We start from the raw sequence: 20,687 nt of genomic DNA on the forward strand, positions 1-20,687 counted from the left end.
TGTGCGGATTAGCGGGTAGGGGGTATGTAGTTGGTTTGTCCTTGTCGGAGATTGTCGGTAAATCGATATGTTGTGTCGAACCGTTGATATATTAAAAAAATCGTTGATATATTTAGAGGGATACTGGATAGGGTATACAGACGGAGGTATATGATAATAAAAAAGCGCCCAATTATAGGGCGCTTCCGCTTTAAATGTATCCAGCTCCAGCGGCTAGAATGGTCGGTGGCTTCGCTTCTTCCGCCGAGGTAAAAAGCACCTCTTTGTCAGAAGCTCCATCCTCCTCCCATTCTGAACGAGCCGCTTCCGCTTTAAATTAATTAACGATTTGTAAAGATCTTATCGATTAAACCGTATTCTAAAGCTTTTTCTGCTGTCATGAAGTTGTCGCGGTCTGTGTCGCGTTGTAGTACTTCAAGTGGTTGACCTGTGCGGTCAGCAAGAATTTGGTTTAGTTTTTCACGTAAGAATAGGATACGTTTTGCAGCGATTTCGATTTCAGTCGCTTGACCTTGTGCTCCACCAAGTGGTTGGTGAATCATTACTTCACTGTTTGGAAGTGCATAACGTTTTCCTTTTTCACCTGCTGCAAGTAAGAATGCACCCATAGATGCAGCCATACCGATACAGATTGTTGATACTTGTGGCTTAATAAACTGCATTGTATCGTAAATTGCCATACCTGCTGTGATAGAACCACCAGGGCTGTTGATGTAGATGTGAATATCTTTTTCTGGATCTTGAGATTCCAAGAATAAAAGCTGGGAAACGATTGAGTTAGCTACGTTGTCATCAATTGCACTACCAAGCATAATGATGCGGTCTTTTAATAGTCGAGAGTAAATATCGTAAGCGCGTTCTCCACGATTTGTTTGTTCAATTACTGTAGGAATTAAATTCATCTGTTATTTCCTCCTTCTAAAGCTTTCTTAGTCTTATAATACAATTATGGTCAATAAAGGTCAAACGAAACCACTTTAAATCAAAAAAATATGTAGTTGTACCATGAAATATTCGCTATGTTTTCGAAATTCCCTGCTTATGTATCTTCAACATCATAACCGAATTACATAAATTTAAACGTTATGAAAACTGGAGAAAAAGGAAAAGAACGCTTGTTAACTGAAGCGTTCTTTCGATAATTAGTCTTTTAAAAGATAGGTAACTCTATTTAAAATCTTTTCGATTTGTTTCGCGTTTTTACTATACATTTCGCTTGCTGATTTCGACTTTGTTTCTAGAGAAAATAGTTCAAGATCAGCATGACATTTTTTTAAAGATGCTAATAATAAAGGCTTATTTTGAGGAGAAGGCATTTGTAGTTTGTCATTGTAAATGTCGATAGTAAGTTGTCCGTATGAATCTACTTGACCGAGAAAAACATTTTCGATAACAACACCGAGCTTTTCTAGTTCAGAGTGTAGCCAAGCGCGGTTATGCCCGCTTGCTGAAAGTGGTTCATCTAGTACATTTCCATCCATAATAACAGTTTGTGGTTCTTTTTCATTTGGCACTTTTAAACCGAGATCTTTTGCAGTAAGTGGCTGAGAATCTTTCTTTAATAATACATTTAATTCTCCGCTCGGTTCTAAGACAGCAAATTCGACTTCAGCTATACTGAATGCACCATTTCCTCTAAGAAGCTCAAGTAACTCATCACTTGTATATTTTTCTTTCTTTAAATTATCCTCAAGTACTTTTCCATCTTTTATTAACACTGTAGATTTTCCTTCAAAGAAATCTCTAGCAGTTTTGTTTTTCAAGGAAAGAATTCCAACGAAAAAAGGTACGGAGGCGAAAATAAGTATTGCAAAGACACCGTGGAAAAACTTTTGATCAAGCCCTGTAGCTATTTGAGCAGCGATATCACCGATTGTCATTCCCGCTATGTATTCAAAAAAGGAAAGCTGAGAGATTTGCCTTTTTCCTAAGCACTTTGTAATAGTGAATAAAATAATTAATATGAATACAGAGCGAAGGATGACAAGTGTCCATTCCGGTAGGTGAGACATAGTCATTTCCTCCAGTCTACTTAAAACCCTTTATATTGAGGTTCTTCACGTTCTAATACTGAAACTCTATCCTGTAAATCAGCGATGACACTGTCCATTTCTAACATACATTCATGAAATACGCGTTTAGCTTCATCGTCTGTAGAATTTAGTGAAAGGGAACTTAAGCTTGCTTGAGCGCCTCTTACACTAGCAAGGCAAGTTTTTACGCTAGCGATAACAGTCATATAAACACCTCTTATCCTTTCGGTTTAAATAACAATGCTCCAATGAAGCCGAAAATAATAGCTGCTGATACACCGGCGCTCGTTACTTTAAACATGCCGGTAATAACGCCAACGATGCCATGTTTTGCAGCTTCTTCCATTGCGCCATGAACGAGGGCATTACCAAAGCTTGTAATAGGTACAGTTGCCCCGGCTCCAGCGAAATCAATTAATGGCTCATACAAATTAAATCCATCTAATATAGCTCCAGCAACAACGAGTGTTGCCATTGTATGAGCGGGTGTTAGTTTGCCGACATCAAACATAAGTTGGCCGATTACACATATGAGTCCGCCAATGACGAAAGCCCAGAAAAAAATCATTGCGTTGCACCTCCAAATTCAATCGAAACGGCATGAGCGATACACGGAATCGTTTCTTCTTGTTGGAATGTAAGTGGAGATAGTAAAGCGCCTGTCGCAACGACAAGTATTTTTTTGAACTCTCCTCTTTTCATTCGGTTTAATAAATGACCGTACACGACTGTTGCGGAACATCCAGGCCCGCTAGCACCAGCTATGACAGGTTGTCCTTCTCTATAAATGATAATTCCGCAATCTTGAAATTGTTCGCTCGTTACTTTCGTTCCGTGTTTATGTAGTAAGTCATAAGCAATTTCGCGTCCTACATGTCCGAGATCGCCTGTTACGATTAAATCGTAGTAAGAGGCATCAATTTGGCGTTCACGTAAATGGGCTTCAATTGTATCAACTGCAGCTGGGGCCATTGCGCCTCCCATATTAAACGGATCCGTTAATCCCATATCAACCACTCGTCCGATTGTTGCAGAGGTTACCCTTGGACCGTGTCCAGTATCGCTTAAAATAGCGGCTCCTGCTCCGGTTACTGTCCACTGTGCAGTAGGCGGCTTTTGTCCACCGTATTCGGTAGGGTAGCGGAATTGTTTTTCTACAGCAGTATTATGGCTTGAAGCTCCAGTTAATAAATATTTTGCACCTTTTGCATTTACGATACTTGCCCCAAGTGCTAAACCTTCCATAGAAGTAGAACAAGCTCCGAATAATCCGAGATAAGGAGTGCCCAATGTGCGGCAAGCAAAGCTTGTAGGGGTAATTTGATTAATTAAATCTCCTGCGAGTACAAATTGAATATCATCTTTACGAAGTTCTGCTTTTTCAGTAGCGCGACTACAAGCTTCTTCGAATAAAATTTTATGTGCTTTTTCATAGGAATCTTGCCCGAGCCATAAATCTTCATGAAGGATATCGAAGTCTTCTGGGATGTTTCCCTTTGCTTCAAATGGTCCACCGACAACCCCTGTTGAGATAATGACTGGTTTGTTTTCAAATACCCACGTTCGGTGTCCTTGTAACATTTATAGCCCTCCCCATTGAACGAGAATCGTTTTAATAAGTGCGATGACAAAAGCCGAAAATACACCAAATAAAATAACAGAACCCGCTAGTTTAAACATATTGCCGCCAACGCCAAGGACAAATCCTTCCGTTCGATGCTCAATACATGCGGCAATAACAGAGTTACCAAATCCAGTAACAGGTACAGCTGTACCAGCACCAGCAAACTGTCCAAAACGATCGTATATACCAAATCCAGTTAGTAACATAGAAATGAAAATAAGAGTTGCGACTGTCGGATTTCCTGCTGAGCGTTCAGTGAAATCAAAATATGTGATATAAAAAGTAGAAATGAGTTGACCGATGAAGCAAATAAAACCACCGACGAAAAAGGCTTTTATACAATTTTTTAAGACAGGTCGTTTCGGTTCGCGTTCTTGTTCGAATTTTTTATACTCCTGTTGTACAGGGGTTAAGTTTTTATCTTTACTAGACATTGCAATCCTTCCTTTTCTTTTAAAAAGCGTTAAGTGTTAGACTCCATTTTTTTACCAATGAATTTTAATTGTTTATTAATTTCATCTTTAGATACTTCTTTTTCCTTAATTTTTCTTTCGAGTTTTTCGAGTAACATAAAGATTTTTTTATCTGTACTGACACGAACATCGAAAGTAGGATGCTCATCACTTAGCTGCTTTTGAAGCTTTTTACGAAGAGGTTTTAATCCAAACCTTTCGTGATGCTCAGGTGTAACTGCTATGTAGAGATCTAAATTTGAATTCACTGCTGTGCTTTTTATAATTTCATCCATAGCGAGAGCTCTTTTCTTCGCTCCTTGTGATATAGATTGATTAAAGGATTCCGTACTCGTCTTTGTTAACTTTGGACCTTTTTCTTTCTCCGTTCGTTTTGCTTCTTCTTTCACTTTTTTATCTAAAGGACTATTATCACATCCAGTAAAAGAGCTAAATAGAAGTGCAAATAATGCGGTTATGAGACCGAGTTTTCGCATAATTATCATTCCATTTCTATTGCAATATGTAATGTGATAGAAAAAGGATGACTGCATATCATCCTTTTTCTATTTCACAGCAAGACTGATTTGTTATTGCTGTGAGTATTGTGGTTCTTCTTGTTGGACTTCTTCAACGCGTGGGTTTAAAGAATCGATAATCGTTTGTGTTTGCTGCGCAGCTGTTTGGAAAAGTTGCTTAGCTTGTTGGTTATCCGTATCAAGAGCGAATCCCTCTAAGCTAGCTTGTGCACTTTTTAATCCAGAAACAGTTTGCTTTAGTTTCGTAATTACAGTCATTGAATGAAGCCCCCTTTGGAATATCAATTCAAAGATTATAATTTGTGAGTTGGGATGAATTTATGATTGGAAAATTTAGGGGTTGAATAGATTTTATATGCTTTTAGCTAAGATGTATAAGGTATTACGGGGATATTTTTATTGATTTAGATGGATTTTATTGCTATTATTATGAGAAGAAAATGAAGTGTTTTCTATAATCATGCGCCCATAGCTCAGTCGGATAGAGCGGTGGTTTCCGGTACCACGTCTGTCGGGGGTTCGAATCCCTCTGGGCGCGTCAAAAAGTCCTAACTTACGTTTTGTAGGTTAGGACTTTTTTTATTTCCCTCTTGTTATATCTGATAATAAGATTTACTATTAGTACTTGATAATAATTTTTATAACTTATTATTTTCTTTCAATATTATTCAAATTTCGGTTGTAAGTTGTAAATATCATTAATACATATAAATTAATAATATTTTGGAATGGGCGTCTGCGTGAGGATTCTCCTTTTACCAAACTTATTGTACAATAGAAACAAGGGGGAGATTAGTTTGAAGGCAAGTCTTTTACAAGAACAAAGCTTACGTTTGGCAATGACACAAGAGTTAAGGCAAGCGATTACAATGCTTCAGTATAATGTACAAGAATTATCGGAGTTTTTGTATGAGCAATCGTTAGAGAATCCCCTTATTGAGTTAGGTGGTTTTGAGAGGGAGAAGAAGAAGAGCTCTAACAACAGTAAAAGTACCAGCAAACAAGTCGAGAATCAGATGGAAATCTACAGTGTGGATTCTACAACGATTCAGCAACATTTATTAAATCAAATACAGTATTATAAAATAGAAGAAGAAGAGCGAAAAATAGCTTCTTTCATTATTATGAACATGGATGGAAATGGGTATTTACAAGAAACGAATGAAGAATTAGCAGATCTCCTTTCTGCGCATATTCATGTAGTCGATCGCTCTGTAGAGATTGTTCAATCACTTGAGCCAGCAGGGGTAGGAGCGCGTAATATTCAGGAATGTTTAACCTTGCAATTGAAGCGCTTACAAAGAAGGGATGGATTAGCGGAAGATATTGTAGAGGAGCACTTTGCTTATTTCGTGAAGAAGGATTGGCGAAAGCTCGTTCATGTGCTGAAGTGTAGTAATGAAGAATTACAATCGGCGGTGAACTGTATTACATCATTGCAGCCGAAACCGGGCCTTGCGTATTCTTCGGATAAACCACTGTATATTGTGCCTGACATGGCAGTGAAAAAAGAAGGCGATCGCCTCGTTTTACAGATGAATGAGAGAAATATGCCGAGAATTGAAATTCACTCTGAGTACAGTGCGCTTCTTAATAATAGTGAAAGTGAAGTAGCATCTTACGTTTCAGAAAAGTATCAGCATGTGCAATGGATTATGCGCAGTTTGAAACAGAGAAAACAAACACTTCTGCAAGTGATGACGATTATTATGGAAAAACAACGTGATTTCTTTTGGGAAGGTCCAGCGTATTTGAAGCCGCTCGCTTTAAAAGAGGTGGCGGAAGAGCTAAGTGTGCATGAGTCTACGATTAGTCGTGCAACAAGAAATAAGTATGTGCAAACGCCACACGGTTTATTTGAGATGAAATCGTTCTTTAGTAATGCAGTTTCGACGACAGAGGATGAGGCAGTTTCAACGAAGCGAGTGAAACAGTTTATTCAAACGCTTGTGGAAGCAGAGAATAAGAAAAAGCCACTCTCAGATCAAAAGATTTCAAAATTATTAGAAGAAGAGCATGAAATTGTTATTTCTCGAAGAACGGTGGCGAAGTATAGAGAACAAATGCATATCCCAGCTTCGTCATTGCGAAAAACAATCGGATAGGTGAAGAAGATGAAAGTTGTGCTGTATACAAAAAAGAATTGTGGTCTTTGCGTGCAGGCGAAACAAGTTTTGCAGGAAGTACAATGTGAATATTCTTTTCAAATCGAGGAAATAGATATATATGAAGATAATGACCTTTTAGAAAAATATCATTTAATGATTCCGGTTGTAGAAATAGACGGAAAACAAGTAGAATATGGTAACATTCACAAAGGTGTCATAATAAACTATATAAAGAATGCAGTTAAGAGTTGAATAAGTTTCTATCTCCTGTTACAATAATACACGTAGCAGGGATTATTTTTTTAACCTATGTGGGACACAAAATGTCACTACGGGACGTAAAGTGACCACCGAGGAAAAATGAACCAATGTAGTGAGGAGAAAAGATATGCGCTCATGGATTCAGAACACAAAAAAATTATTACCTGATCTGCTACCTGTTATGCAAACGAGAATGCAAATTCTTCAATACATTAGGCTCATGCAGCCGATTGGAAGAAGAAACTTATCAGCAAGCCTCGGTATGACAGAACGAGTATTGCGAAGTGAAGTTCAAGTTTTGAAAGAACAAAACTTAGTTCACGTCGCTTCTTCTGGAATGACTTTGACAGAAGAAGGAACAGCTTTAGTTCTTGCTTTGGAAGACTTTATGAAAGAAATTTCCGGGTTAAAGGTTTTAGAAAAGCAACTTAAGGAAACATTAGACTTGGATGAAGTTTTCGTTGTCCCTGGTGATAGTGATGAATCACCTTGGGTCAAACTGGAGATGGGCCGTGCTTGTGTGACTTGTATAAAAGACCGTCTGACAGCGAATAATATCGTTGCTGTGGCTGGAGGAACTACGCTAGCTGCTGCTGCGGACATGATGCAACTTGATTGTAAAGATTTACATATGCTATTTGTCCCAGCACGTGGTGGAATCGGAGAAGGTGTTGAATTAGAAGCCAATACCATTTGTGCCAAGATGGCGCAAAATACGATGAGTAATTATCGCTTATTGTATGTTCCAGACCATGTTAGTAGCGAAGCATATGCGTCTATTGTGACAGAGCCTTCCGTGAAAGAAGTTCTTGAGTTGATTCGATCTTCCAATATCGTCATTCATGGAATAGGTGATGCGTTAACAATGGCACGTCGCAGAAGTACTTCGGAAGCAGATTGGTTAAAGATTCAAGCAAGCGAAGCAGTTGGTGAAGCTTTCGGTTACTACTTTAATGAAGAAGGAAATGTTGTTCATAAAGTAAGAACAGTTGGTATGCAATTAGAGGATTTACAAAATGTATCTCACGTTGTTGCAGTCGCTGGAGGTTCTTCAAAGGCAAAAGCAATACAGGCTGTAATTAAACAAGGGCACACTTCAATTCTAATTACAGATGAAGGTGCAGCAAAACAGTTAACAAAGGGTTTTACCCTTTAATATAATCCCCCAAGGAGGAAATTCAAATGACTAAAATTGGTATTAATGGATTTGGACGTATCGGACGTAACGTATTCCGCGCAGCTCTTAACAACTCTGAGGTAGAAGTAGTAGCAATCAACGACTTAACAGATGCTAAAACATTAGCTCACCTTTTAAAATATGACACAGTTCACGGAACTTTAAATGCAGAAGTATCTGCTAACGAAAACAGCATCGTTGTTAACGGTAAAGAAATTAAAGTTATCGCTGAGCGTGACCCAGCTCAATTACCATGGAGCGACTACGGAGTAGAAGTAGTAGTAGAATCTACTGGCCGTTTCACTAAAAAATCAGACGCTGAAAAACACTTAGGTGGATCAGTTAAGAAAGTTATCATCTCAGCTCCAGCTTCTGACGAAGATATCACTGTAGTTATGGGTGTTAACCACGAACAATACGATGCAGCTAACCACAACGTAGTATCTAACGCTTCTTGTACTACAAACTGTCTAGCTCCATTCGCTAAAGTATTAAACGAAAAATTCGGCGTAAAACGCGGAATGATGACAACAATTCACTCTTACACTAACGACCAACAAATCTTAGACTTACCACACAAAGATTTACGTCGTGCTCGTGCAGCAGCTGAAAACATGATCCCAACATCTACTGGTGCAGCTAAAGCTGTAGCATTAGTATTACCAGAACTTAAAGGTAAATTAAACGGTGGCGCTGTACGTGTTCCAACTGCTAACGTTTCTCTTGTTGACTTAGTTGTTGAACTTGACAAAGAAGTAACAGTTGAAGATGTAAACGCAGCATTCAAAGCAGCAGCTGAAGGCGAATTAAAAGGTATCCTTGGATACAGCGAAGAGCCATTAGTATCTATCGACTATAACGGATGTACAGCTTCTTCTACAATCGATGCATTATCTACAATGGTAATGGAAGGTAACATGGTTAAAGTACTTTCTTGGTACGATAACGAAACTGGTTACTCTAACCGCGTAGTAGACTTAGCAGCTTACATGACTTCTAAAGGTCTTTAATTCTTAATTATATAAGCAATCAATGACAAAACGAGGGAGAGGGTTTGTTCCCTCTCTCTCTTCTTTCGTTTTAAAAGCAAATGTGTTAAGCTTTTGAATGGGTTTTGTCAATCCTAACTAGTAGTCGGAGGGAAATCCAATGAACAAAAAATCAATTCGTGACGTAGATTTAAAAGGTAAGCGTGTATTTTGCCGCGTTGATTTCAACGTACCTATGAAAGAAGGCAAAATTACAGATGAAACTCGTATCCGTGCAGCTCTTCCTACAATTCAATATTTAGTAGAGCAAGGTGCGAAAGTTATTTTAGCAAGCCACTTAGGCCGTCCAAAAGGTCAAGCGGTAGAAGAATTACGTCTTACTCCAGTAGCAGCACGTTTAGGCGAGCTTCTTGGTAAAGATGTTAAAAAAGCAGACGAAGCATTCGGACCAGTTGCACAAGAAATGGTTGCAGCAATGAACGAAGGCGACGTATTAGTTCTTGAAAACGTACGTTTCTATGCGGGCGAAGAAAAGAACGATGCAGAACTTGCGAAAGAATTTGCAGCACTTGCTGACATCTTCGTAAACGATGCATTCGGTGCAGCTCACCGTGCTCACGCTTCTACAGCAGGTATCGCAGACTACCTACCAGCAGTATCTGGTCTATTAATGGAAAAAGAGTTAGATGTATTAGGTAAAGCACTTTCTAACCCAGAACGTCCATTTACAGCTATTATTGGTGGTGCGAAAGTAAAAGATAAAATCGGTGTAATTCGTCATCTATTAGACAAAGTAGATAACTTAATCATCGGTGGCGGACTTGCTTACACGTTCGTTAAAGCTTTAGGTCATGAAATTGGTCTATCTCTATGTGAAGACGACAAGATTGAACTAGCTAAAGAATTTATGCAACTTGCAAAAGAAAAAGGCGTAAACTTCTACATGCCAGTTGATGTTGTAATCACTGAGGAATTCTCTGAAACTGCAACAACTCAAATCGTTGGTATCGACTCTATCCCTTCTAACTGGGAAGGCGTAGACATTGGTCCTAAAACACGTGAAATTTATGCAGATGTAATTAAAAACTCTAAGCTTGTTGTATGGAATGGACCAATGGGTGTATTCGAAATGACTCCATTCGCAGAAGGTACAAAAGCAGTAGGACAAGCATTAGCAGATGCAGAAGATACATACTCTGTTATCGGCGGTGGTGACTCTGCAGCAGCTGTTGAAAAATTCGGTATGGCTGATAAAATGAGCCACATTTCTACTGGCGGCGGTGCGTCATTAGAATTCATGGAAGGTAAAGAGCTTCCAGGTGTAGTTTGTCTTAACGACAAATAAGTAGCAGCCAAAGAAAAAGGACGGTGCAAAGCATGCGTAAACCAATTATCGCAGGTAACTGGAAAATGAATAAAACTCTATCTGAAGCAGTTAGCTTCGTAGAGGAAGTTAAAGGTCAAATCCCAGCAGCTTCAGCTGTTGATGCAGTAGTTTGCTCTCCAGCTCTATTCTTAGAGCGCCTTGTAGCAGCAACTGAAGGAACTGATTTACAAGTAGGTGCACAAAACATGCACTTCGAAAAAAATGGTGCATTCACTGGCGAAATTAGCCCAGTAGCACTTAGCGACTTAAAAGTAGGCTACGTAGTACTTGGCCACTCTGAGCGTCGTGAAATGTTTGCTGAAACAGACGAATCAGTAAACAAAAAGACTCTAGCAGCATTTGAACATGGTTTAACACCAATCGTATGTTGTGGTGAGACTTTAGAAGAGCGCGAAAGCGGAAAAACATTTGATCTAGTAGCAGGTCAAGTGACAAAAGCACTTGCAGGTTTAACAGAAGAGCAAGTTAAAGCAACTGTTATCGCTTATGAGCCTATCTGGGCTATCGGTACAGGTAAATCTTCTTCTTCTGCAGATGCAAATGAAGTATGTGCGCACATCCGTAAAGTTGTTGCAGAAGCTGTTTCTCCAGAAGCTGCAGAAGCTGTTCGTATTCAATACGGCGGTAGCGTAAAACCAGAAAACATTAAAGAGTATATGGCACAATCTGACATCGACGGCGCTTTAGTTGGCGGTGCTAGCTTAGAGCCTGCTTCGTTCTTAGGTCTTCTGGGGGCGGTAAAATGAGAAAGCCAACAGCTTTAATCATCCTTGACGGTTTCGGACTTCGTGAAGAAACTCACGGGAATGCTGTAGCACAAGCTAAGAAACCTAATTTTGATGGTTACTGGAACAAATTCCCTCATACAACGCTTACAGCTTGTGGTGAGGAAGTAGGTCTTCCAGAAGGTCAAATGGGTAACTCTGAGGTTGGTCACTTAAATATTGGTGCTGGCCGCATAGTATATCAAAGCTTAACACGCGTAAACGTTGCAATTCGTGAAGGTGAGTTCGATCAGAACGAAACATTCCAAAATGCAATTAAAAGCGTAAAAGAAAAAGGTACTGCTCTTCATTTATTCGGTTTACTTTCTGATGGTGGTGTGCACAGTCACATGAACCATATGTTTGCTCTTCTTCGCTTAGCAGCAAAAGAAGGTGTGGAGAAAGTTTATATCCATGCGTTCTTAGACGGCCGCGATGTTGGACCACAAACAGCAAAAGGTTATATCGATGCAGCAAATGAAGTAATTAAAGAAACAGGAGTAGGACAATTCGCGACTATCTCTGGTCGTTATTACTCCATGGACCGTGACAAGCGTTGGGATCGCGTAGAAAAATGTTACAGTGCTATGGTGAATGGTGAAGGCCCTACTTATAAATCAGCAGAAGAGTGTGTAGAAGACTCTTATGCGAACGGTATCTATGATGAATTCGTATTGCCGTCTGTAATTGTTAACGAAGATAACACGCCAGTTGCAACAATCAATGATGATGATGCAGTTATCTTCTATAACTTCCGTCCAGACCGTGCAATTCAAATTGCTCGTGTATTTACAAACGAAGACTTCCGTGAGTTCGATCGTGGTGAAAAAGTACCTCACATTCCAGAATTCGTATGTATGACACACTTCAGTGAAACTGTGAATGGTTACGTGGCATTCAAGCCAATGAACCTTGATAACACTTTAGGTGAAGTTGTTGCGCAAGCGGGATTAAAGCAACTTCGCATCGCGGAAACCGAAAAGTATCCGCACGTTACATTCTTCTTTAGCGGTGGTCGTGAGGCTGAATTCCCAGGAGAAGAGCGTATCTTAATTAACTCACCGAAGGTTGCAACGTATGACTTGAAACCTGAAATGAGCATTTACGAAGTAACGGACGCTTTAGTAAATGAAATCGAAAATGATAAACATGATGTTATCATTCTTAACTTTGCAAACTGTGATATGGTTGGCCATTCTGGGATGATGGAACCAACAATTAAAGCAGTAGAAGCAACTGACGAATGTTTAGGAAAAGTTGTAGAAGCGATTCTTGCAAAAGATGGTGTAGCACTTATTACTGCTGACCATGGTAATGCCGATCAGGAGTTAACTGCTGATGGCGAGCCGATGACAGCTCATACAACTAACCCGGTTCCTTTCATCGTTACAAAAAATGATGTAGAGCTTCGTGAAGGTGGTATTTTAGGAGATATCGCTCCAACAATGCTTACACTTTTAAATGTGGAACAACCGAAAGAAATGACAGGTAAAACAATTATTAAATAATTTGCTTATATAAAAAGGAGAGAATTTATTATGTCAACAATTATTGATGTTTATGCTCGCGAAGTCCTTGACTCTCGTGGTAACCCAACTGTAGAAGTAGAAGTTTACACAGAAAGCGGTGCTTTCGGACGCGCTATCGTACCAAGTGGTGCATCTACTGGTGAGCACGAAGCAGTAGAATTACGTGACGGTGACAAATCTCGTTACCTTGGTAAAGGTGTTGTTAACGCAGTAAACAACGTTAACGAAATTATCGCTCCAGAAATCGCTGGTTTCGATGTAACTGACCAAGCTGGTATCGACCGTGCTATGATCGAATTAGACGGCACTCCAAACAAAGGTAAACTAGGCGCTAACGCTATCCTTGGTGTATCTATGGCAGTAGCTCACGCAGCAGCTGACTTCGTAGGTCTTCCATTATACCGTTACCTTGGTGGATTCAATGCAAAACAATTACCAACTCCAATGATGAACATCATCAACGGTGGTTCTCACGCTGATAACAACGTTGACTTCCAAGAGTTCATGATCTTACCAGTTGGTGCTCCAACATTCAAAGAATCAATCCGTATGGGTGCTGAAGTATTCCATGCACTTAAAGCTGTATTACATGACAAAGGTCTTAACACTGCAGTAGGTGACGAAGGTGGATTCGCTCCAAACCTTGGTTCTAACCGTGAAGCTTTAGAAGTAATCATCGAAGCTATCGAAAAAGCTGGTTACAAAGCTGGCGAGAACGTATTCTTAGGAATGGACGTTGCTTCTTCTGAGTTCTACAACAAAGAAACTGGTAAATATGACCTTGCAGGCGAAGGCCGTACTGGCTTAACTTCTGCAGAAATGGTTGATTTCTACGAAGAGCTTTGCAAAGACTTCCCAATCATCTCTATCGAAGATGGTTTAGACGAAAACGACTGGGATGGTCACAAATTATTAACTGAGCGTATCGGTGATAAAGTACAATTAGTTGGTGACGATTTATTCGTAACTAACACTCAAAAACTTGCTGAAGGTATCGAAAAAGGTATCTCTAACTCAATCTTAATTAAAGTTAACCAAATCGGTACTTTAACTGAGACTTTCGAAGCTATCGAAATGGCTAAACGTGCTGGTTACACAGCAGTTGTATCTCACCGTTCTGGTGAAACTGAAGATGCTACAATTGCTGACATCGCAGTTGCAACTAACGCTGGCCAAATCAAAACTGGTTCTATGAGCCGTACTGACCGTATTGCTAAGTACAACCAATTATTACGCATCGAAGACGAACTAGGCGAAATCGCTGTTTACGATGGTATCAAATCTTTCTATAACATCAAACGATAATTGTAGAAAATAACGACAGACCGTGAGAAATCACGGTCTGTTTTTTTATGCTAAAATTGTTCGCCCGTCATAAGTGACATGAAATGTTTGAAGAAGCGGTTATAATCAAAATCAATTGCGATTTGATGACTCGGCCAATCAATAAATGGCTTAGATTCTCCTAAAGAGCGAAATTCTCCAATGCTTGCCCCCTGCGCATAAGATTCTGTCATGACAACGATAGGTGATTTGTGATAGGTAAACATAGAGTTATCAAGTAAAGCGAGTATTGGCATTGTGTCATGGAAGGGGCTACCCTTTAAATGTGGTAGGGCGTCTTTATAATATCCGTAGTAATAATGATCGAATAAAGGTTTGACAAGTGGGGCTTTTCCTTTTGTTTCAATATACTCCGCCATCTCGGGTGTAATGACGGAATATTGGGTGACGTTTAATGGGTATATGTACATGTTAGCTGTAGATTGGAGGACTATATTAGCAGCAGTAGGATCGCCATAAAAGTTTGCTTCGGAAATAGGGGTAACATTACCAGGGTGTAAAAAGGCACCGCCCATTACGTAGTAAGATTTAACTTGCTTCATTAACTGTTTACATACGATGAATAAAATTGCTAGGGAGGTAAGTCTTCCTAAACTTACAATGATTAATTCATCTTTATACTGCTCAATAAGAGGAATAACTTCAAAAAAATTCTCCATTTCTCCGTTAGTCACATTTACCTTTGGAATAATTGGCCCGAGCCCCTGTTTCCCATGTACATCCGTAAAAAACGCAGGTGGGGCACCAGTAAGAGGACGTTCTGAACCACCGAATATCTTGATATTTCTATTCTTTGTTTCGTTATTAAAAAAATGAGCATTTTGTACGGCCATTTTTTTCGGGACATTGCCGTAATCAGCAACAATACCGATAATTTCTATTTCATCAATAAAGAAAGCTAAGAGGAGAGCCATCGTATCATCAATCCCAGGATCACAAAAAATGAGAACTTTTTTTGGCATATGTTCACCACCTATCTTGTTTATCCCTTACAAACCCGCTTGATGAGGGCTAACAATCAGTATGGATGTGGGAATCCTCATGGATTAAAGTTTCACTTTATATATATGTAAGCTTAAGGATAAAAAGATTATTTTATTGAAATAATAGTCTTATAAATTCAGAAAATAAAAACTTTTTATATTAGGTCAAGGTTTTTGACGTAATTTTCGTTTGGAAATGCAGTCATATCAAGGTTGTAAGCGTATAACACAGGCTGTTTTTGCTGTCAAGTTGATAAATTGCAGCTTTTTACAATTTATACTATGATAAAGATATTAACAGAAGATCGTATAAACATGAGGGATGATGAACATGAAATTTACAAAGATTCTTGTCCAAATTGCTGCTCTTTACGTGTTTTATATGGTTGGAACTTGGGTGCAAGAAATGCTAAATATTCCAATTCCAGGAAGTTTGATTGGGATGTTCCTCTTACTTGTTTTACTTAGCCTAAAAGTTCTTCCAGTGAAATGGTTCGATTTAGGAGCAGAAACACTCGTTGCTATTATGCCGTTTTTATTAATTCCGCCAACGCTTGGCTTAATGAATTACGGTGCTTTTTTTATGAGTAAAGGAATTTCTCTTTTCATTACAGTTGTAGCGAGTACATTTTTAATTATTATTGTCGCAGGACATACAGGACAATATCTTGCGAATAGGAAGGAAAGAGAGTCGCGATGAGCCAAATATTAATCGGAATCGGTTGGGTTCTTTTTACGGTGCTATTATATCAATTATCTAAAAAAATCTATAAATTATTTCCAACACCATTCACCATTCCAATGCTTGTAGCAACAGGATTAATGGCTTTCCTATTTATCGTGCTTGATATACCATATCAACATTATATGGAAAGTGGTGGTGGCTGGATTGCAAAGCTACTTGGACCCGGTGTTGTAGCATTTGCAATACCTCTTTATAAACAACGTCATGTTCTGCAAAAGTATGTTGTACCGATTGCCGGCGGGGTATTAGTAGGTACAACAGTTGCAATCGCTAGTGATTTTGCCATTGCTTCACTTATGGGAACAGATAAAAGCTTAATCTTATCGTCTTTACCAAAATCGGTGACAATGCCAGTTGCGATGAGCGTTTCTGAACAAGTTGGTGGTGTACCTTCCTTAACAGCAGCTTTCGTTGTTATCGCAGGTATTACTGGAACGATTACAGGACCTCTCTTATTAAAATGGAGCCGTGTTACAAACTCAGTTGGTAAAGGTATCGGATTTGGATGTGCTTCTCATATTATGGGCGTTATGAGAGCGATGAAAAATAACGAACATGAAGGTGTTATTGGATCGGTAACAATGACATTAACAGCAATTTTGACATGTTTACTTGGACCGTTATTTGCAATGATGTTTATGTAATGGAAGAAAAGCGGGAGCGACTCTATAGCTCTCGCTTTTCTATAGGATTTATGCTACAGTTACAATAACTGAATCTTTGTAGGAGGTACGCCAAGTGCATACGTTATTATCCGTTTTACTTATTACTGTATCGATTTTAATGATTGTTATGGTACTTATGCAGTCTAGTAATAGCTCAGGCCTTTCAGGTGCAATTTCAGGCGGTGCAGAGCAATTATTTGGTAAGCAAAAAGCACGTGGAATTGAAGCAGTATTAAACCGTATCACAATTGTTTTAGCTGTATTGTTCTTTATATTAACAATTGCTGTTACGTACTTAAACTTATAGAATTGAAAGAAGAAGCGTTAGTAAGATGTACTAATGGTTCTTCTTTTTTGTTTTGCCATTTGAAAGATGTTTCTAATTAGATTATAGAAATATAAATATGGTACACTAGATATAGAAAGAATACGACTAGATTACAGAAGAGAAAGAGGAGAAGTACATGATGAAATTAGCATCTCCGAAACCATTTACATTTGAGGGTGGAGACCGCGCTGTTTTATTACTACATGGATTCACAGGGAACTCAGCTGATGTACGTATGTTAGGGCGTTTCTTAGAGAAGAAAGGCTACACTTGTCATGCGCCAATTTATAAAGGGCACGGTGTACCACCAGAAGAGCTTGTTCATACAGGTCCTGAAGATTGGTGGCAAGATGTAACGGAGGCATATCAGCTTTTAAAAGATAAAGGTTTTGAGAAAATTGCTGTTGTTGGATTGTCACTTGGCGGCGTATTTTCTTTAAAATTAGGTTATACAGTACCGGTTTTAGGTGTAGTACCAATGTGTGCACCGATGTATATTAAGAGCGAAGAAACGATGTACCAAGGTATATTGGCATATGCCCGCGAATATAAAAAGCGTGAGCAAAAGTCACCAGAGCAAATCGAACAAGAAATGCTGGAATTCCAAAAGACACCGATGAATACATTAAAAGCATTACAACAATTAATTGCTGACGTACGTAACAATGTGGATATGATTTATGCACCAACATTTGTTGTACAAGCACGTCATGACGAAATGATTAATACAGATAGTGCTAACATTATTTATAACGGTGTAGAATCTACGTTAAAAGACATTAAATGGTATGAAGACTCTACGCATGTCATTACACTTGATAAACAACGTGACGAGCTACATGAGGATGTATATAACTTCTTGGAGCAACTAGATTGGTAAGATCTAGTTGCCTCTTTTTTTCATAAGGAATTTTTTGTGAAAACTGTAAAAATCATAAGAGGAGTATTGAAGTTTCACTTTATACATCCCCTATCTTTCGGATACACTAAATAATATAAGGTTTTAAAGGAGGTATTTTTGCTTGGAAGAAATCACACAAGAACATATTGATAAGTTGTTATTATTTATGAGAGAAGAAGCGTATAAACCGCTAACGATACAAGAGTTAGAAGAGGCATTTGGAATTGAAGGTTCTGAGGGCTTTAAAGATTTTGTAAAAGCACTTGTAATGATGGAAGAGAAGGGACTTGTTATTCGTACACGTAGTAATCGATACGGTCTTCCTGAAAAGATGAATTTAGTACGAGGTAAGTTAATTGGACATGCACGTGGCTTTGCTTTCGTTGTGCCAGAAGAGAAGAAAACTGGAGACGATGACCTTTTCATCCCTCCTACAGAATTAAACGGTGCACTTCATGGCGATACAGTATTAGCACGCCTTAGTTCTCAATCGAGCGGTTCACGTCAAGAAGGTTCAATTGTACGCATTTTAGAGCGTGGAACGAAAGAACTTGTTGGTACATATACAGAATCGAAAAACTTTGGATTTGTTATACCTGACAATAAGCGCTGGACGAGTGATATCTTTATCTTGAAAAGTGCATCAATGGGTGCTGTAGAAGGTCATAAAGTAGTTGTGAAAATTACGAGCTATCCAGAAAACCGTTTAAGCGCAGAAGGTGAAGTTATTCAAATTCTAGGTCATAAAAATGATCCAGGAGTAGATATTTTATCTGTCATTCATAAACATCATTTACCTTTAGCATTCCCTGAAGAAGTGATGGAGCATGCAAACAGTGTACCAGAAACGATTTCAGAAGAAGATTTAAAGGATCGTCGTGATTTACGTGATCAAATGATCGTAACGATTGATGGTGCAGACGCGAAAGACTTAGATGATGCTGTTACAGTAACGAAGCTTGAGAACGGTAACTACAAGCTTGGCGTTCACATTGCGGATGTAAGTCATTACGTTCAAGAAGGTTCTCCAATTGATGTAGAAGCAGCGGAAAGAGCGACGAGTGTGTATCTTGTTGACCGTGTAATTCCGATGATTCCACATCGTCTATCTAACGGTATTTGCTCATTAAATCCGAAAGTAGACCGTCTGACATTATCTTGTGAAATGGAAATCAACAACTTAGGTGATGTTGTTAAACACGAGATTTTCCAAAGTGTGATTAAAACGACAGAGCGTATGACGTATGCTGACGTAAGAAGCATTTTAGAAGATGAGGACGAAGAGTTAATTAAGCGTTATGAGCCATTAGTACCGATGTTTAAAGAGATGGGTCAATTGGCACAAATTCTACGTGAAAAACGTATGCGCCGTGGTGCAATTGACTTTGACTTTAAAGAAGCGAAAGTATTAGTAGATGAAGAAGGAAAACCGACTGATGTTGTTATGCGCGATCGTTCTGTATCAGAGAAGTTAATTGAAGAATTTATGCTTGTTGCGAATGAAACAGTAGCAGAGCACTTCCACTGGATGAACGTACCGTTTATGTACCGTGTCCATGAAGATCCGAAAGAAGATAAGCTTGAGCGTTTCTTCGAGTTTGTAACGAACTTCGGATATGCGGTAAAAGGACGTGCGAATGAAGTACACCCTCGTGCGCTGCAACAAATTCTTGAAATGGTTCAAGGACAGCCTGAAGAAGTAGTTATTTCAACGGTTATGCTTCGTTCTATGAAGCAAGCTCGTTACGATGCGGATAGTTTAGGGCATTTCGGTTTATCAACTGAGTTCTACACACATTTCACATCACCAATTCGTCGTTACCCAGATACAATTGTTCATAGATTAATTCGTGAATACATTATTAATGGTAAAGTCGACAATGAAACGCAAGCAAAATGGCGTGAAAAATTACCTGAGATTGCAGAGCACTCTTCTAATATGGAACGCCGTGCTGTTGAAGCCGAGCGTGAAACAGATGAGATGAAAAAAGCAGAGTATATGGTTGATAAGATCGGTGAAGAGTATGACGGTATGATTAGCTCTGTAACAAACTTCGGTTTATTCGTAGAGCTTCCAAATACAATTGAAGGTCTTGTACACGTTAGCTACTTAACGGATGATTACTACCGTTATGACGAGCAGCATTTCGCTATGATCGGAGAGCGTACAGGAAACGTATTCCGCATCGGTGACGAAATTACAATTCGTGTTATTAACGTAAATAAAGACGAGCGTGCAATCGACTTTGAAATCGTTGGCATGAAAGGTACACCTCGTCGTAAGTTCAAAGATCGTCCAGTCGTTATCGAGCAGCCAAGAACAGGCAGAAAGAAACGCGGTGGACGTAGCGAGCGCAGTAATGAGCGCGGCGGTGAACGTGGCACAGGTAGAAAGTTTGACCGTGGTGGCAAAGGTAAAAGCACAGGAAGAGGATCCGCATCAGCAACAGCATCCACGTCTGCTAGTCAGCCAGGGAAAAAAGATGGTAATGGCAAGAAGAAAAAAGGATTCTTCGAAAACGTACCAGGATTCAAGAAGAAAAAGAAAAAGCGTAAGTAAGAAAAGGATGGCTTCGCTTTGATGAAAAGCGAGGCTTTTTCTTTTTTTATTAGTGGCTTGAGAGCGAGCCACTTTCGCTTTCTAATGGAATCCAGCTACAGTGGCTAGAATGTTCGGCGGCTTCACTTCTTCCCGAGAGGCAAAGAGCGCCTCAAGGTCAGAAGCTCCATCCGTCTCACATTCTGAACGAGCCACTTTCGCTTTCTAATGGAATCCAGCTACAGTGGCTAGAATGTTCGGCGGCTTCACTTCTTCCCGAGAGGCAAAGAGCGCCTCAAGGTCAGAAGCTCCATCCACC

The 20,687-nt window shown here is 39.3% G+C and carries 22 protein-coding genes and 1 tRNA gene; 14 read left to right on the forward strand and 9 right to left on the reverse strand.

Going from position 1 to position 20,687, the window contains the following annotated elements; all coding sequences use genetic code 11:
* Positions 1–320: 320 nt before the first annotated feature.
* The 8 genes from clpP to MR167_RS24555 form a co-directional block, all read right to left on the reverse strand.
* Positions 321–902, reverse strand: a complete 582-nt coding sequence (gene clpP, locus MR167_RS24520) for an ATP-dependent Clp endopeptidase proteolytic subunit ClpP (protein WP_001049162.1) — start codon at positions 900–902, stop codon at positions 321–323.
* A gap of 240 nt (positions 903–1,142) precedes the next feature.
* Positions 1,143–2,012: a DUF421 domain-containing protein gene (locus MR167_RS24525; RefSeq protein ID WP_000018932.1), complete on the reverse strand. Its 870-nt coding sequence runs from the start codon at positions 2,010–2,012 to the stop codon at positions 1,143–1,145.
* Between the two features lie 20 nt (positions 2,013–2,032).
* Positions 2,033–2,239 (reverse strand): DUF1657 domain-containing protein, encoded by a 207-nt coding sequence (locus tag MR167_RS24530; RefSeq protein ID WP_000215916.1) that lies wholly within the window; start codon positions 2,237–2,239, stop codon positions 2,033–2,035.
* A gap of 11 nt (positions 2,240–2,250) precedes the next feature.
* Positions 2,251–2,601 carry a stage V sporulation protein AE gene (gene spoVAE / locus MR167_RS24535; RefSeq protein ID WP_000575919.1) on the reverse strand — a complete coding sequence of 117 codons (351 nt, stop codon included), beginning with the start codon at positions 2,599–2,601 and terminating at the stop codon, positions 2,251–2,253.
* Complete coding sequence (gene spoVAD, locus MR167_RS24540) at positions 2,598–3,614, reverse strand: stage V sporulation protein AD (RefSeq protein ID WP_000938972.1); 1,017 nt, start codon at positions 3,612–3,614, stop codon at positions 2,598–2,600. Before spoVAD ends, spoVAE begins: the two co-directional genes overlap by 4 nt.
* Positions 3,615–4,091, reverse strand: coding sequence for a stage V sporulation protein AC (gene spoVAC, locus MR167_RS24545; RefSeq protein ID WP_000095399.1), 477 nt, complete (start codon positions 4,089–4,091; stop codon positions 3,615–3,617).
* A 29-nt stretch (positions 4,092–4,120) separates the two neighbouring features.
* On the reverse strand, positions 4,121–4,606 hold the full coding sequence (locus tag MR167_RS24550; RefSeq protein WP_001228545.1) for a YhcN/YlaJ family sporulation lipoprotein: 486 nt from the start codon (positions 4,604–4,606) through the stop codon (positions 4,121–4,123).
* A gap of 93 nt (positions 4,607–4,699) precedes the next feature.
* A complete protein-coding gene (locus MR167_RS24555; protein WP_000216166.1) occupies positions 4,700–4,906 on the reverse strand; it encodes a DUF1657 domain-containing protein in 207 nt (68 codons plus the stop codon).
* Between the two features lie 204 nt (positions 4,907–5,110).
* Here MR167_RS24555 and MR167_RS24560 point away from each other — a divergent pair.
* From MR167_RS24560 to eno, 9 genes are all read left to right on the forward strand, one after another.
* Positions 5,111–5,186: transfer RNA gene (locus tag MR167_RS24560), tRNA-Arg, on the forward strand.
* A 259-nt stretch (positions 5,187–5,445) separates the two neighbouring features.
* Complete coding sequence (rpoN, locus tag MR167_RS24565) at positions 5,446–6,753, forward strand: RNA polymerase factor sigma-54 (RefSeq protein WP_098829169.1); 1,308 nt, start codon at positions 5,446–5,448, stop codon at positions 6,751–6,753.
* 9 nt (positions 6,754–6,762) lie between these two features.
* On the forward strand, positions 6,763–7,008 hold the full coding sequence (locus MR167_RS24570; protein ID WP_000869737.1) for a glutaredoxin family protein: 246 nt from the start codon (positions 6,763–6,765) through the stop codon (positions 7,006–7,008).
* Between the two features lie 136 nt (positions 7,009–7,144).
* On the forward strand, positions 7,145–8,173 hold the full coding sequence (gene cggR, locus MR167_RS24575) for a gapA transcriptional regulator CggR (protein ID WP_001258185.1): 1,029 nt from the start codon (positions 7,145–7,147) through the stop codon (positions 8,171–8,173).
* 26 nt (positions 8,174–8,199) lie between these two features.
* Positions 8,200–9,204, forward strand: coding sequence for a type I glyceraldehyde-3-phosphate dehydrogenase (gene gap / locus MR167_RS24580; RefSeq protein ID WP_000161234.1), 1,005 nt, complete (start codon positions 8,200–8,202; stop codon positions 9,202–9,204).
* Between the two features lie 139 nt (positions 9,205–9,343).
* Positions 9,344–10,528, forward strand: coding sequence for a phosphoglycerate kinase (locus MR167_RS24585; RefSeq protein ID WP_001036332.1), 1,185 nt, complete (start codon positions 9,344–9,346; stop codon positions 10,526–10,528).
* A gap of 32 nt (positions 10,529–10,560) precedes the next feature.
* Positions 10,561–11,316, forward strand: a complete 756-nt coding sequence (gene tpiA / locus MR167_RS24590; RefSeq protein ID WP_001231042.1) for a triose-phosphate isomerase — start codon at positions 10,561–10,563, stop codon at positions 11,314–11,316.
* Positions 11,313–12,842, forward strand: coding sequence for a 2,3-bisphosphoglycerate-independent phosphoglycerate mutase (gene gpmI, locus MR167_RS24595; RefSeq protein WP_001231141.1), 1,530 nt, complete (start codon positions 11,313–11,315; stop codon positions 12,840–12,842). The genes tpiA and gpmI overlap by 4 nt, the downstream gene beginning before the upstream one ends.
* A gap of 30 nt (positions 12,843–12,872) precedes the next feature.
* Positions 12,873–14,168 (forward strand): phosphopyruvate hydratase, encoded by a 1,296-nt coding sequence (gene eno / locus MR167_RS24600; protein WP_000103951.1) that lies wholly within the window; start codon positions 12,873–12,875, stop codon positions 14,166–14,168.
* 50 nt (positions 14,169–14,218) lie between these two features.
* Here eno and MR167_RS24605 read toward each other — a convergent pair whose 3' ends face one another.
* The gene (locus MR167_RS24605; protein WP_001125040.1) at positions 14,219–15,169 is read right to left on the reverse strand and encodes a nucleoside hydrolase; all 951 of its coding nucleotides are present in this window, start codon (positions 15,167–15,169) and stop codon (positions 14,219–14,221) included.
* A gap of 352 nt (positions 15,170–15,521) precedes the next feature.
* On the opposite strand from MR167_RS24605, the gene MR167_RS24610 reads away from it, so the two are divergent.
* From MR167_RS24610 to rnr, 5 genes are all read left to right on the forward strand, one after another.
* Positions 15,522–15,890 (forward strand): CidA/LrgA family holin-like protein, encoded by a 369-nt coding sequence (locus tag MR167_RS24610; protein ID WP_000673222.1) that lies wholly within the window; start codon positions 15,522–15,524, stop codon positions 15,888–15,890.
* Positions 15,887–16,579 (forward strand): LrgB family protein, encoded by a 693-nt coding sequence (locus MR167_RS24615; protein WP_000078304.1) that lies wholly within the window; start codon positions 15,887–15,889, stop codon positions 16,577–16,579. The genes MR167_RS24610 and MR167_RS24615 overlap by 4 nt, the downstream gene beginning before the upstream one ends.
* 94 nt (positions 16,580–16,673) lie before the next feature.
* The gene (secG, locus tag MR167_RS24620; protein ID WP_242315710.1) at positions 16,674–16,907 is read left to right on the forward strand and encodes a preprotein translocase subunit SecG; all 234 of its coding nucleotides are present in this window, start codon (positions 16,674–16,676) and stop codon (positions 16,905–16,907) included.
* Positions 16,908–17,067: 160 nt separating this feature from the next.
* Complete coding sequence (gene estA, locus MR167_RS24625) at positions 17,068–17,808, forward strand: carboxylesterase (protein ID WP_000761976.1); 741 nt, start codon at positions 17,068–17,070, stop codon at positions 17,806–17,808.
* Positions 17,809–17,950: 142 nt separating this feature from the next.
* Positions 17,951–20,389: a ribonuclease R gene (gene rnr, locus MR167_RS24630; RefSeq protein ID WP_000391343.1), complete on the forward strand. Its 2,439-nt coding sequence runs from the start codon at positions 17,951–17,953 to the stop codon at positions 20,387–20,389.
* Positions 20,390–20,687 lie beyond the last annotated feature (298 nt).

The organism is Bacillus cereus group sp. BfR-BA-01355 (assembly GCF_022663675.1).
GTDB classification, from domain to species: Bacteria; Bacillota; Bacilli; order Bacillales; family Bacillaceae_G; genus Bacillus_A; species Bacillus_A thuringiensis_S.